A 14086-nucleotide genomic window follows, 5' to 3' on the forward strand; every position below is an offset into this window, starting at 1 on the left:
TTATTCGTAGCCGGAGGCGGTGCGAAGAATCGACCGCACCGGCTGCCACACCTCGGGTGCCGAGATGAGAATGTCCCGGCCCCATAGGTCGGCGGGATAGTCCGCCGGCACATCCCCGAAATGACCCACGGTTGCGCCCGCTTCCCAGGCGATCAGGCGCGCCGCCGCGAAATCCCACGGGCTGACGTTCTCGTAGTAAATATCCAGCCGGCCACAGGCCACCCAGCAAATATCCAGTGCGGCAGAGCCGATGCGGCGCAGATCGCGACACTGGTGAATCATGGCGTCCAGCCGTTTGATCAGAGGTTCCAGATTGTCTTTGGTGTACGGGAAACCGGTGGCGAACAGGGACTGCCTTGGTGCGGTGGCTCCGCTGTGCTGGATAGGCTCGCCGTTTAATGTGGCGCCTTCGCCTTTGGTGGCCCGGAAGGTTTCGCCGGGGAAGGGCGCATGCACCACGCCCACTTGCACCTGACCGCGTTCGGCGTAGGCAATGGAAACCGCCACCTGCGGGTGCCCGTAAGCGTAGTTCACGGTGCCGTCGATGGGATCAATGATCCATAGCGGAGTGTCCAGATGCTCGGCCTGAGTCAGGTCCGGCATGGTTTCTTCAGACAGGATACGGTGCTCCGGGAAGCGCTCCCGGATGGCTTTGGTAATGAATTCGTCGGCCAGAACGTCGGCGTGGGTGACCAGTTCGGTCTGGTCTTTGTAATCGGTACGGAGGGTGCTTTCTTCCCGCTCGCGGCGGATCAGCTCTCCGGCCTCTTTGGCCAGCGCTTCGGCGAAATCGGTTATATCGCGCAGAGACAGAGAATCAGACATGGCACCCCCGTGATGATTAAGTGAGGGTGCCAGTCTAACACGCCGGGGGTACTACAAGCTGTTCAGCCACTGCTCCATCTGGTCCATGGCCAGAACGATGCGTGGGCATGCCTGATGGACAAAGTCGTCGGCCAGTTCCTGATCAGCGTAGTCGCCAGCGGCGAGCGTCAGCGCCTGTGCGCCGTCAAAATCGACAAACGCCAGACGAGCCCCCATGTGATCCGGCACAAAACCGAAGTCACTGGCCGGAAGGATGGCCACGCCGGTGTGTTCCAGTAATGCGGAACAGAATGCCTGCGAGGTTTTGATGTCGCGGTTTGCCAGGCGTTCGCTGAAGTTCGAAAACTCGGGGAAGACGTAAAACGCGCCCTCCGGCTTGCGTACGATTGCACCCATGTCGGTCAGGCGGCGGTGAACGTATTCACCGACCACTTTGAGTACCCGTCGGGAGTCGTTCAGGTAGCTGTTGATGTCGTCACCGCCGTTGAAGGCGGTGATGGCGGCATACTGGATCGGCGCAGCCGTTGAGGTGAAAGTTTCGCTGGCAATGATGGCCATGGCGTCTTGCAGCGGGCGCAGTTCGGATGGGAAGATAAAGGCACCCAAACGCCAGCCACCGGCACCCAGCCATTTACTCATACCCGTACTGATGATGGTGCCTTCCGGGTAGTAGCGGGCAATGGATTTATGCCGGCCTTCAAAGTGTACTTCGCCGTAGATTTCATCCGACAGCAGAATCAGATTGTACTTGCGTGCCACGTTGGCGATGGCCAATAACTGGTCATCGGTGTAGGTGCAACCGGTCGGGTTGGACGGGTAGTTCAGAATCAGGATACGCGGCCGTGACGGGTCGTCCCGGCAGATAATGTCCAGTTCTTCGGCGGTCAGTTGCCAGTTGTTTTCGGCGTGGGTTGGCAGCCAATGAACCGAGCGGCCGATGATGCGGGCTTGCGGCGCATAGGAAACCCAGCTCGGGCGCGGGATCAGCAGGTCACCGTAGTAGGCCAGCTGCAGGATGAACAGCAGCTCCTTGGAGCCCGGGCCGATCAGTACGTCTTCCCAGCTGGAGCGCATACGTTCGTTGCGATTGATGTAGCCGGAGATGGCTTCACGCAGACCTTTCAGGCCCTTCACCGGAAGGTAGTCTTTCTCGTGGGCGTGTTCTTTCAGCGCCTCGACCACTCGCTCTGGCACCGGAAACGGCGACTGCCCCAGGCCCAGTTTGATGATGTCTTTGCCTTCAGCGCGTAGCTGGTTGCTCTGCTCGTTGATACGAAGCGTGGCGGAGGGTTGAATGCCACGAACGTTCAGGTTTATCGCGTAACGGTGGTCGCTTTTGATGTCCATTGTCCCTGTCTATTGGTTGGTGGTGACAATGGCAGTATAGGCCCGCTGTGCGGGCCTGTGTTCGGCCTGCGCGTAAGGATTTCCCGCTACGCTGCTCGATGGGTCTGCCTTACCGGGACTTGATCCACACTTCCACACGCCCATTGCGCTGACTGCCTGAGCCGCCAACCGGCATGTAGTCGCCATAGCCGGTGTAGGGAACGTACCGAACGCCTACGTGATTCAACGCGCGGCGCACCGACACGGCTCTCAGTTCGGAGATCATTTGTGCGCGCAGCTCATCACTCTGGGCATCGGCAAAACCGATGAGCAGCAGGTCGTCGGCAGAGCGATTGTGTTGCTTGAGAAAGTGTTTAACACGCAGCAAATCACGGTGCGCCTTGTTGTCCAGTTTGGTGCGGCCTTCCGAGAATCGAAAGTTGACGGTCAAGCGTTGGTAACTCTGGGTCAGGCGTTTGAAGCTTTCGGGCACAGTGGCATCCAGCTCGGGTTTAACGGCGATCGGATTCTGGGATACGAATCCGGAACCGGCCACCCGAGCCTGACCTTCCGGGCTCAGCGCATACTCAATCAGCCCTTTGGCCAGATCCGGTGTTTGCTCACCCAGGGTGTACATGAACAGGCGGCGGGACAAGGGGTAGTCTTCGCTGGCGACGGTAAGTTGGTTTGGCTTCAGAGCCGGGGCGTTCCCTTCAGAGATGGCGAGCAGTTTGCTGTTACGAACCGAGGCCAGTCCGGTAAAGCCAATGCTGTAGGGATCTCTGGAAACGTCATCGGATAGCAAGTCGTTGGATTCGTAGCGCAGTGCAGAGGCATGCAATGGCGCGGATTTGTTGAGTACCAATGTTTTGAACGTGTCCCAGGTGCCTGACCGTTCATCTCGTGCGTACAGGCGAATAGGATTGTTGCTGCCGCCCAGTTCTGACCAGTTTCGGATTTCGCCGCTAAACACTTTCCGGAGCGTGTCGATGCTCATTCGGCTGACCGGGTTGGACTGATGAACCAGAATGGCAAGTCCGTCAATGGCAATCACGTGCTCGCTGGAAAGGCCAGTAAGGTCTGCTCGATCACTGACTTGCTCCACCTCACTTACCCGTGCCGGACGGGAGGAGGCCCAAATATCGGCGCGGCCATCGGCGAGCGTGCGAAAGCCGGTACTGGAGCCATGGGCGGCTACCAATACGGACAGCTTTTTGCTTTGCTGGTGGGCCACCAGTATCTGCTCGTTTTCCCGGGTTGTGGATTGGCGCATGACCGGGCCGTTGCTTAATTGCTCCAGGTAGCCTTTGACCAGCGATGGCGCTAATGCGGCTCCCACGGTATTGGAGCCGTGAATCTCCAGTTCATGGGCCGAGCTCAGTGCGGGGAACGCCAGCACTGAACAGACGAGAATAAGAAATAGAGGAATTCGATTAGAAACAGCCATTTAAGAGCATCCATACCGAGCAGTTGCGATAGAGGTAGGATGCTACATAAATATGACAGTTGTGTTTCAGGTATCAGAATTTATGGGGTTCCAGTTCCATATGGATGATCTTGCGACCGAGCATGATGATCCGGCCGGTGTAGCGTTCTTCACCGGTGGTGGTGAAGTCAAACAGAAACCGACGCCAGACCCGAACGCTGCCGGTGTCGTCACGCTTGAACCATAGGCCCCGGAGAAACACGGCGTCGTCCAGTAGCATCACGTCCATGGATTTACAGTAACGGCGAGCGGCATCGAGTACGAAGTCTTTGATGGCTTTGGCTTGCCACCAATACCATGCGGCAAAGCCCGCAGTGAAAAGCCAGAAGAGAGTGCCAAGAGTCAATGTGCTGGTGGCCCTGTTGGTGGTTTGGAGTGCACGGTCAAGCAGACCGGTAAAGCGCCAGACTACCTTATTGCGCGGGTTCGGGGAATTGTTGCGAGGAAGGGCGTTTAGCCGCCACCCGGAACGATCAGCTCAGGTGGCGGCTAAGCATTCGGTCAGCTGGTGCTCTTGGCGACCTCTTTTTCATCCTTGTATTCGTCACCGGCTTCGCCGTGGTGATCACGGGCCAGCAGGATGTAGAATGCCGGCAGCACGAACACGGTGAACAAGGTGCCAATGCCCAGACCAGCGCTGATGGTCAGGCCGATGGCAAAGCGGCTTTCTGCACCCGGGCCGACGGCGATCAGCAGCGGCACCATGGCAAAAATCAAGGCCAGTGAGGTCATGATGATCGGGCGCAGCCGGATGGCGGCGGCCTCGATCACGGCATCGACCTTGTTCAGGCCCCGCTCTTTTTGCAACTGGTTAGCGAACTCCACGATCAGAATACCGTTCTTGGAGACCACCCCGATCAGGGTAATCAGCCCCACCTGGGTGTAGATGTTCATGGTGGCAAAGCCAAGCACGATGAACACCATGGCTCCGGCCACCGACATGGGCACAGACACCAGAATAATGATCGGATCGCGCCAGCTTTCAAACTGAGCGGCCAGTACCAGATAGATCACCAGCAGCGACAGGAAGAAGGTCACCACCAGAGCGCTGCCCTGATTCGCCAGTTGGCGCGAGGCCCCGGTGTAATCAAAGCTGAAGCCTTGAGGGAACACTTCTTCTGCGGTCTTCTCGATGAACTCCATCGCGCTGCCGGCGGCAACACCCGGCATCACCACGCCTTCCAGCGTCAACGAGTTTTGTTGGTTAAACTGGGTGCGGTTCGACGGCTCTACTTCTTCGGTGAAGCTGGCCACGCTGGAGAGCGGAACCAGGTCTCCGCTGCCACTGCGAATGTAGTATTCGTCGAGTGCTTCTTTGCTCGGGCGGAACTGATCATCCACCTGCGGAATCACCTGGTAAGAGCGGCCTTCCATGTTGAAGCGGTTGATGTAACCACCGCTGAGCATGCTGGCCAGTGTCTGACCGACTTCCTGCATTGACAGGCCCAGATCGGCAACGCGGTCACGGTCGATGTGAATTTTAGTCACCGGCTTGTCGAAGTTGATGGACTTCTTCAGGAACATGAAGTTGCCGCTCTGCATCGCCTTGCCGAGGATTTCATCGGCTACCTGATCCAGTTGCTCATAGGTGCCACCGGTACTGATCACGAATTGGAACGGCAGGCCGCCGCCGGAACCCGGCAGTGACGGCAGCGGGAATACGGCTGTTTGCAGGCCAGTGACCTTTTTCAGTTCGGCGTCCAGCTTTGGCTGAACCTCAAACTGGCTGACTTCACGCTCACTCCAGGGCGCCATTTTGAAGCCGCCAAAGACGGCGTTCGGGCTGGTGATGCCGATGATCATAAAGTCTTCTTTGTAGCCCGGTAGCTCTGTCATCCGCTCTTGCACTTCCTGACCGTGTTCAAGCAGGTAGTCGAGCGTTGAGGTCTCGGGCCCCAAACCCTGATGGAACAGGATGCCCTGATCTTCGGTCGGGGCCAGTTCGCTCTGACTCATCATCTGCATGAAATAGATAGAGCCCAGCACCACCAACGCGAAGAACACGACCACAGATTTGGTTTCCATCAGCGACGACAGCGCGGCTTTGTAGCCGTTGGCTATGCCGTTGAAGAACTTCTCGACCATCTGCTCAAACTTGCCGGGCTCGCCGTGGGGCTTCAGCACCTTGGCGGATAGCATCGGCGAGAGAGTCAGGGCCACGATGCCGGAAATTACCACGGTGCCGGCCAGCGTGAACGCAAATTCGGTGAACAAGGAGCCAACCAGCCCGCCCATAAAGCCGATCGGCACGTATACCGCCACCAGAGTAGTGGTCATGGCAATAATCGGAGTCGCCATTTCACGGGCGCCGTTAATGGCCGCTTCGAAGCGAGATTCCCCTTGCTCGATGTGTCGGTGCACGTTCTCCACCATGATGATGGCATCATCTACCACCAGACCGATCGCCAGAACCATCGACAACAGGGTCAGCAGGTTCAGTGAGAAACCGAACATCAGCATGATGAACGCACCGCCGATTAGTGAGAGCGGAACGGCAACGGAAGGCACTACCGAGGCCCGGATTGAGCCGAGGCACAGGAATACCACTACCAGTACGATGATCATGGCTTCGATCAGAGTGCGTACTACCTCGTTGATGGAGTCTTCAATGAAGTCCGAGGCGTCGTAGGCCAGGCGTACACCCATGCCGCTGGGCAGCTGGCTTTCGATATCCGGCAATTCGGATTTCACCAGGTCGGCCACGGTCAGCGGGTTGGCGCCTGGAGCGATTTCGATAGCGACGTAAGTGGCGGGCTGGCCTTTATACAGCGCAATGTTGTCGTAGGTCTGTGAGCCGAGCTCAACACGGGCGATGTCCTGCAGGCGAATCAGAGAGCCATTGGACTGCTTGACCACCAGATTGCGGAACGCATCCGGGTCGGCGATGTCGGTGTCACTGGTCAGGCTGATTTCGGTGTATTGGCCGCGGGTTTTGCCCACAGCGGCCTGATAGTTGTTGGCTCTGAGTTTGGCGGCAACTTCGGTGGGCGTCAGATCCACCGCGGCCAGGCGCTCAGGGTCCAGCCAAACCCGCAACGCAAAGGTGCGGCCAAGCAGCTGGGCTTTACCCACTCCAGGCAGGGCCTGCAATTTTGGCTGCACGACACGGGTCAGGTAATCAGTAATCTGCGGGACATCCAGCTCGGTGCTGTAGAACGCGATATACATCAGCGCGGTGCTGTCGCCGGTGGTGGAGGTAATGACCGGGTCCTGAGCCTCTGCCGGCAGAACGTTCCGCTGACTGGCCACCTTGGCCTGAATTTCGGCCAGCGCATCGTTAGCGTCGTAGTTCAGCTCCATTTTGGCCTGAATGGTGGACACGCTTTGGGAGCTGGTGGAGGTCAGGTAATCAATGCCGCTGGCTTCTGCAATCGCCTGCTGCAGGGGCGTGGTGATAAAGCCCTTGATCAGATCCGAACTGGCACCGGGGTACGCCGTAGTGACGGTGACTGTGGTGCTTTCCAGTTTCGGGTACTGGCGGATTTCCATTTCCATGGCGGCCCGGGCACCCACCAACAGGATCAGCAAGCTGACCACCGTGGCAAGAACCGGCCGATGGACGAAGATATCGGTGAAACGCATTATTCAGACGCCTCCTTGTCGGATTCGTCCTGAATCTTGACGCGCTGGCCGGCGCGCAGTCTCAGCAGGCCTTTGGAGACTACCGTTTCACCCGCTTCGAGGCCGGATGTGATGGCCGTGCGGCCATTGCGAACCTCGCCGGTGGTGACCGTGCGACGTTCCACAACCTGCTCGCCCTTGTCGTTCTCGGTGACAACAAACACGAAATTGCCGTAGGTGTTGTAAGAGATCGCGGTACGCGGAAGCGTGACAACTTTGTTGTCTCTGGGCTGGCCGGTCTGGATAGTTGCGAACATACCCGGGCGCAGCAGGTGATCTTCGTTGTTCAGGGTGGCACGAATCCGTACGGTACGGGTTTCCGGGCTCACGGAGGTGTTGATGGCGCTGACTTTGCCTTCAAAGGTTTGTTCCGGCACGGCGGCAACGGTCACAGATACAGGAAAACCGCTTTCGACGTTGGCGAGGTGCTTCTCGGACAGGGTGTAGTCCACGTAGATGGGGTCCAGCATGTTCACTTCGACAATCGGGCTACCGGTCGGCAGATATTCACCTTGGTTGACCATGCGAATGCCGAGCCGGCCATCAAACGGCGCCCGAATGATTTTCTTGTCGAGCTGCGCCTGCGCTTCGTTAACCCGGGCACGGGCGGCGTCGTAGTTGGCTTTTGCGGTGTCGTATTGAGACTGGGACACCGCACGCTTGGGCAGCAGGTCAGAGATGCGTTTGAAGTCCTGATCGGCCAGCTGCGCCTCGGCGCGGCGCGTGCGCAAAGCGGCTTCATCAATGGCGGCATCCAGTTCGATCAGGATGTCGCCTTTCTTGACGTTGTCGCCGGATTCGAAGTTGATGGTTTTGATGACGCCGGGCACTTCGTTGGAAACAGCAATGCCGTTTACAGCTTCAATGCTGCCGACGGCCTTGATAGAGGGCTGCCAGTTCTCGGTGGTCGATTGGGTTACGGAGATGATTGCTGGTGGTTGTGGCTGTGACAGCATCTCTTTCAGTTGGCCAAATTGCATAAATTTGTAGCCGAAGATACCGCCGAGGACGAGACCTAGAAAAACGATGGCGATGACAAAGCGGGATGCGGTGCGCATAGATGAGTTCCTGGGGCTGGGTTCCTGATGCGTATTCCGTCGCCAAGACTATGAAAAGCGGATGCTTGTTATGGCGAGCTCAGAGCTGGTGACGTTTGCATGTAAAGCAGGCGCAAATAGTCAGCAAGCGTAGCGCGTAGCATGCTACAAAAGTTGTACTGTTTTGTCATTAACTTGGTTGCTTTATAAGACCATTTTTTTGAGCGAATTCACGCAAGTTTCAACAATAGTAGGTGTAATTACAGCATTTTGCAGCAGGCGCCCAAATTGATTCGTGCGTGACTTTGCTGAACGCAGTACATTGGCATCAATCCATGGTGAAACGATCCCCAGGCAGGGGCAGGAGAAGATTAAATCATGCAGCTGGTACTTGGCCTGGCTTTGGCCATCGCCGTGTTCGTTGTGCTGAAAAAGTGGGGGGCGTTGTCTCCCCAAGGGCAGAAAGCGGCCATCTGGAAGATCGTATTGGTGGCGGGCGGTGCGTTGCTGTTGTTTATGGTGCTGACCGGTCGCGTGCACATTCTGACAGCCGCGGTGGCGGCGCTTGTTCCTTTGCTGCGCAAACTGCCGGCGTTGCTCCGGTATGCACCTTTGTTTCGCAAAATGATGGGGGATTCGTCGGGGCCCCGAAACGATGAAACGTCAGGCCGGAATGATTCGTCGCGCGGGCAGAGCGCCACGGCGGGAGGCACAATGTCAGAACAAGAGGCCTGCGACATATTGGGGGTTCAGCCCGGATGTTCCCGGGATGATGTTGTATCCGCTCACCGCAAACTGATGCAGAAACTGCATCCGGATCGCGGCGGAAACGACTACCTGGCGGCCAAATTGAATGAGGCCCGCGACCTGTTATTAGACAAGCACCGGGTGTGAATCAGGGCAGAACGTCCACTTTTACTTCAACAGATTGGTTATCGGCTCGTTTGCTGTTAACCCGGTACAGAATACCGTTCTGTTGACGGGTTTCCTGGGTGCGGGTGCCGCCGAGCGATACCCATTGCCCGGGTTGAACGCGACGGATGGTCATGAGCGCTTCGGTTTCATAACCTTCCAGGGCGGCCGGGTCTTCCTCGAACGATACAATGTTCAGTTCAATGGCTTGGTCCGATATAGCTTGTGGGCTCACTACGAAGCCGCTGCGGGTCTCAACCTTTTCAAGGATCGCTGCCGGATTTCGACCGCCTTGCACGGCGAATGGCAAGCTGCGTACATTGCCCGAGGTGATGTGTGCAGATTGGCCGTCCTGAACAACCAGTTGGCGTACCGTGTTGGAATTGGTGCTATAGGTGCGGCTCTGCACGCTGGCGTTTGCGGTGTTATTGCGAATGCTGACGCCCCCGCCTGATTGTTTGCCCCCGATATCTTGCCGATAACGTACGCTGATGCGCATTTGAACCGGCGGCACGTCCAAGGTGTTCACCAGTGTGCCAATTTCGTCCAGCAGGTCCGGCTCACCGCGAACCACCAACTGCAGGCCTCGGGCGGTCACGGTGACGGGGGCTTGTTGGTAAAGTGCCCGAATCTGCTGGGAGATGTCTTCTGCGGTCCGGTTTTTGAGTTGATAAATGCGGGCTTCGGGGGCCGCCTGAACGCTGGCGGCAAATACTGACAAGGCCAACAGAAGAACGGAGCCGAGTGCTGACAAGCGCGCGAGTCGGCTCAGTTTTTCGATAACCATGAAGACCTCCTGTACCGGTTCTGCCGGGCGATGACGATAAAATAATCAGAATTGCCGGTTGCCAACTCTAAAACCGTGGGTATATAGTAAAAAGCATGAAGACACTACACGCAGCCTGTCAATTGAATGTTCTGAAAGCTTTCGGTGAAAAACTGATGGCTTCCGGTTCGGCTGTGTTTTTTTGGTGGTTTGGTTATGGCTTTTATTTTAGCCAGAGCTCGGGCCGCCCATAAGATCTTCATCGACCGAATTTAGCGAGGAAGGCAGCCCGGCAAACAACCCAGGCTGCCACCGGACTCAAAAAGCCCCGACTGGTAGCCCAGCCGGGGCTTTTTTGATTCTGACATAGGGATAACGGGAACACGGATATGAACATGCCTCTGAAAACTGAAACGTTGGACACAGTATCGTCGACCAATTGCCAGCCTCGCCAGGAAGCGAAGCTGCCAACCGCTAATGAACTGCGCCAACAGTTTCCTGCCGGTGAGCCATTGACCCGGGCCATTGCCGGCTACCGAGAGCAGATTCGCAACGTGCTGAATGGCCAAGACCCGCGCACTCTGATCGTCATCGGGCCTTGCTCGATTCATGACGAACAGGCCGCGCTGGACTACGGCACCAAGCTGAAAGCACTGGCGGATGAAGTCAGTGACCGGTTCCTGATTGTGATGCGTGCCTACCTTGAGAAGCCTCGCACGACAGTGGGCTGGAAGGGACTGTTGTACGACCCGGCCCGTACCGGTGCGGGTGATCTGAATCAGGGCCTGGTGCGTTCCCGTAAATTGCTGCTGGCTCTGTCTGAGTTGGGGTTGCCGTTGGCCACCGAAGCCTTGAGCCCGTTCGTGATGGATTACCTCGGCGATCTGGTGAGCTGGACTGCTATTGGTGCCCGCACCACAGAATCACAGATTCACCGAGAACTTGTCAGCGGTTTGCCCATGCCGACCGGTTTCAAGAACGGCACCGACGGTGGCGTGTCTGTGGCGATCAACGCCATGAAATCGGCGGCGCACAGCCATCATCATATGGGCATTTCCCACTCGGGCGCGCCGGCGATGATCACCACGGCTGGAAACCCGGATACCCATCTGGTGCTGCGTGGTGGCCGAGGTGTCACTAACTACGATGAGACAAGCATTGCCCGGGCGGTGAAGGAATTGCAAAGCGCCGGTGTGTCAGCTTCCGTGATGGTAGATTGCAGTCACGATAACGCCTGCAAACAGGCGGAGCGGCAAGTCGAGATTGCCCGTGAGGTAATGGCTCAGAAGCGCAACGGCAACACCCACATCAAAGGCCTGATGCTGGAAAGCTTCCTGGCCTTCGGCCGCCAGGATGACGGCGAAGACCTGATTTACGGCTGCTCGATTACTGACCCGTGCCTGGGCTGGGAGCAGACAGAGGCTCTGATCCGCTCACTGTAGAGAACAGAAGCTGCCCGGCCAGCAGCACCAATACTCCGCCCATGACCCTGTCGAGCCAGTGTCCGAACCGGTTGAATCCCCGGCGGACACGGGGGTGGGTGAAGAACAACGCCACCAAGGTAAACCACAAGCCGGTGGCCACTGCCATATAAAGGCCGTAGCCGGCCTGAAGCAGTACGGGCGTGCCCGGGTTGATAACCACGGAAAACAACGATACGAAAAACAGCGTTGCTTTCGGGTTAAGCACATTGGTCAGAAAACCGAGGCGAAACGCGCCCCAGCCCGATTGTACCTTTCCATTCTTCGCTTCTACGTGAATGCCGCCGGGTTTGGCCCGCAGGCAATGCCAGGCAATCCACAACAAATACAGCGCACCAATGACTTTCAGCACGGTAAACAGCATCACCGATTGCTGGATGATCAACCCGATGCCCAGCAACGAATAGCCAACGTGTAGCAAAATCCCCAGGCCGATACCCACGGCACTGAGCAGTGCGTTCCGGCGAGTCTGAGTGATCGCCTGACGCAACATCACGGCAAAATCCGGCCCCGGGCTGGCAACTGCCAACAGGTGAATCAACGCCACGGTAAGAAATTCCAGCCAGTAATCCTGCACCTGTTGTCTCCATCTTAGTGAAAGCCGAAAGCATAGGGAGATTTTTTATCGTTTTCACCTATCATGGGTCAATAAGCTTCTATACTCGAAGCGTAAGTTATAGAAAAATCAGTGAAATGTTGGTTGAGGAGGCCTGATGGAAAAGCGTGAAGTCGATGTGGCCATTATCGGTGCCGGCACCGCCGGTATGGTGGCTTACCAACGGGCACGAAAGAAAACTGACAAGGTGTTGCTGATTGAAGGTAAACAATACGGCACCACCTGCGCGCGGGTAGGCTGCATGCCCAGCAAATTGCTGATTGCCGCTGCCGAAAGTGCTCACAACGTCGGGCGGGCTGGCCAGTTCGGGGTGCAGGTGGGTGACATCCATATCGACGGTCGGCAAGTGATGGAGCGGGTGCGCACAGAGCGTGACCGGTTTGTGCAGTCGGTGGTCCGGTCCATGGAGAATCAACCGGAAGCGCAGCGTTTGATCGGGCACGCCCGATTCGTGGGCCCGCACCGGCTGGTGGTGGGTGAGCACACTGAGGTCATCGCAGATCGCATCGTAATCGCGACGGGCTCTCGGCCGAATGTTCCCAAGATGTTTAGCGATGCGAAAGATCGCTTGGTGGTGAACGACGACATCTTCAGCTGGGACGATTTGCCGGAATCGGTTGCGGTGTTTGGTCCCGGCATCATTGGGTTGGAGTTAGGTCAGGCATTAAGCCGGCTGGGCGTTCGTATTCGAATGTTTGGTGTTCGTGGTGGAATTGGCGGCATTCGCGATGAAAAGATTCGCGACTATGCGTTGAAAACTTTCGGTGATGAATTTCCACTGAGCGCGCAAGCTGAGACCAAACGCATCGAGCGCACCGAGCAGGGTGTGCAGATTACGTGGGTAGAAAACGGGCAAGAGCATAAGGAGTCGTTTGAGTATTTGTTGGCGGCGACAGGGCGCCGGCCGAATATCGACAACCTTGATATTCAGAATGCCGGTATCGATCTGGATGACCGTGGCATGCCGGACGTCGACCCCAACACCATGCGCTGCGGTGATAGCCATATTTTTCTGGTCGGCGACGTCAACAACGAGCGCCCTCTACTGCATGAAGCCGCGGACGAAGGCCGCATTGCCGGAGACAACGCCGGCAGCTGGCCTGATGTACGCGCGGTCATCCGAAAGGCCTCGATGGGAGTGGTATTTACCGATCCCCAGATTGCTTCTGTCGGCTTAAGCATTCACGACGTCGATAAAAAATGCGAGGGCTGTTTTGCCGTTGGAGAGGTCAGCTTTGAAGATCAGGGCCGCAGTAAGGTGATCGGTAAGAATCGCGGCTTGTTGCGGCTGTACGGCGAACACCGAACCGGATTGTTTCTGGGTGCCGAGATGTTTGGCCCGGCAGCTGAACACATCGCGCATTTGTTGGCCTGGTGTGTTCAAAAACGGATGACCGTTAGCGAGATGCTGGCGATGCCGTTTTACCACCCGGTTATTGAAGAAGGGTTAAGAACCGCCCTGAAAAACCTTCTTTACCATTTGGAGGAAGGGCCGGAAGCGGTCGATGAGTGCATGGACTGTGGCCCGGGCAGTTAGCCCGGGTTTGACACTGGCGACCAGCCGGATTGTGGCGTGGGCTGAAAACGGTTTTCAGCTGAAGTGGTTGAATTCTGGCTGTGGCGTGCCCACATCTTTTCATGGAAGAAGTAAGCAACGGTATTGATGGCCGGCTCCACCATGGCGATCAACCCACCGATTAAAAGATCGCCGGTTAACAGGTAAGCGACGGAGAACGCAACGGTGAAGTGAGTGACCGCAAACGTGATGGTTTTCAGCAGCGATTGGTCAACGTGTGATCCGTGATTGTGAACAAAGTGTTTTAACGCGCTCATGACTTTCTCCGCGAGGATGATGTGTTAACGTCATTACAAGATAAATGAGAGCGTTTCTCAAATAGAATGTTTAAGTGAATTTGATAGTGCAGGCCTATAGGTTTTTGGCTGAGTTTATGGCCATTCACTATCGATGCGATTGGAGAACTAAACTTCAATAGCGCAACAAATGGGCTTATTGTC

12 protein-coding genes are annotated in these 14086 nt (G+C 56.7%); 3 read left to right on the forward strand and 9 right to left on the reverse strand.

What is annotated here, in order from left to right; translation table 11 throughout:
- From JAO79_RS04215 to JAO79_RS04240, 6 genes are all read right to left on the reverse strand, one after another.
- Positions 1-825: an inositol monophosphatase family protein gene (locus tag JAO79_RS04215; protein ID WP_199005879.1), complete on the reverse strand. Its 825-nt coding sequence runs from the start codon at positions 823-825 to the stop codon at positions 1-3.
- A 51-nt stretch (positions 826-876) separates the two neighbouring features.
- Complete coding sequence (locus JAO79_RS04220) at positions 877-2172, reverse strand: pyridoxal phosphate-dependent aminotransferase (protein WP_199005880.1); 1296 nt, start codon at positions 2170-2172, stop codon at positions 877-879.
- A gap of 109 nt (positions 2173-2281) precedes the next feature.
- Entirely contained in the window at positions 2282-3598 is a 1317-nt protein-coding gene (locus JAO79_RS04225; RefSeq protein ID WP_227664318.1) for a substrate-binding domain-containing protein, read from the reverse strand.
- Positions 3599-3671: 73 nt separating this feature from the next.
- Entirely contained in the window at positions 3672-3983 is a 312-nt protein-coding gene (locus tag JAO79_RS04230) for a DUF3301 domain-containing protein (protein ID WP_199005881.1), read from the reverse strand.
- A 155-nt stretch (positions 3984-4138) separates the two neighbouring features.
- Positions 4139-7219, reverse strand: coding sequence for an efflux RND transporter permease subunit (locus JAO79_RS04235; protein ID WP_199005882.1), 3081 nt, complete (start codon positions 7217-7219; stop codon positions 4139-4141).
- On the reverse strand, positions 7219-8316 hold the full coding sequence (locus JAO79_RS04240) for an efflux RND transporter periplasmic adaptor subunit (protein ID WP_199005883.1): 1098 nt from the start codon (positions 8314-8316) through the stop codon (positions 7219-7221). Before JAO79_RS04240 ends, JAO79_RS04235 begins: the two co-directional genes overlap by 1 nt.
- A 357-nt stretch (positions 8317-8673) precedes the next feature.
- On the opposite strand from JAO79_RS04240, the gene JAO79_RS04245 reads away from it, so the two are divergent.
- The gene (locus JAO79_RS04245; RefSeq protein ID WP_199005884.1) at positions 8674-9189 is read left to right on the forward strand and encodes a DnaJ domain-containing protein; all 516 of its coding nucleotides are present in this window, start codon (positions 8674-8676) and stop codon (positions 9187-9189) included.
- A gap of 1 nt (position 9190) precedes the next feature.
- On the opposite strand, the gene JAO79_RS04250 is transcribed toward JAO79_RS04245, so the two are convergent.
- Positions 9191-9994, reverse strand: a complete 804-nt coding sequence (locus JAO79_RS04250) for a secretin N-terminal domain-containing protein (RefSeq protein ID WP_199005885.1) — start codon at positions 9992-9994, stop codon at positions 9191-9193.
- Positions 9995-10362: 368 nt separating this feature from the next.
- Between JAO79_RS04250 and JAO79_RS04255 the strand changes: the two genes are divergently transcribed.
- Entirely contained in the window at positions 10363-11415 is a 1053-nt protein-coding gene (locus JAO79_RS04255) for a 3-deoxy-7-phosphoheptulonate synthase (protein ID WP_199005886.1), read from the forward strand.
- On the opposite strand, the gene JAO79_RS04260 is transcribed toward JAO79_RS04255, so the two are convergent.
- Positions 11360-12031: a LysE family translocator gene (locus JAO79_RS04260; RefSeq protein WP_199005887.1), complete on the reverse strand. Its 672-nt coding sequence runs from the start codon at positions 12029-12031 to the stop codon at positions 11360-11362. The genes JAO79_RS04255 and JAO79_RS04260 overlap by 56 nt on opposite strands.
- Positions 12032-12167: 136 nt before the next feature.
- On the opposite strand from JAO79_RS04260, the gene JAO79_RS04265 reads away from it, so the two are divergent.
- Positions 12168-13607 (forward strand): dihydrolipoyl dehydrogenase, encoded by a 1440-nt coding sequence (locus JAO79_RS04265; protein WP_199005888.1) that lies wholly within the window; start codon positions 12168-12170, stop codon positions 13605-13607.
- On the opposite strand, the gene JAO79_RS04270 is transcribed toward JAO79_RS04265, so the two are convergent.
- Positions 13604-13903 (reverse strand): DUF2061 domain-containing protein, encoded by a 300-nt coding sequence (locus JAO79_RS04270; RefSeq protein ID WP_199005889.1) that lies wholly within the window; start codon positions 13901-13903, stop codon positions 13604-13606. The two genes, JAO79_RS04265 and JAO79_RS04270, sit on opposite strands and share 4 nt — an antisense overlap.
- Positions 13904-14086 lie beyond the last annotated feature (183 nt).

Source organism: Marinobacter litoralis, assembly GCF_016427555.1.
Lineage (GTDB): Bacteria > Pseudomonadota > Gammaproteobacteria > Pseudomonadales > Oleiphilaceae > Marinobacter > Marinobacter litoralis_A.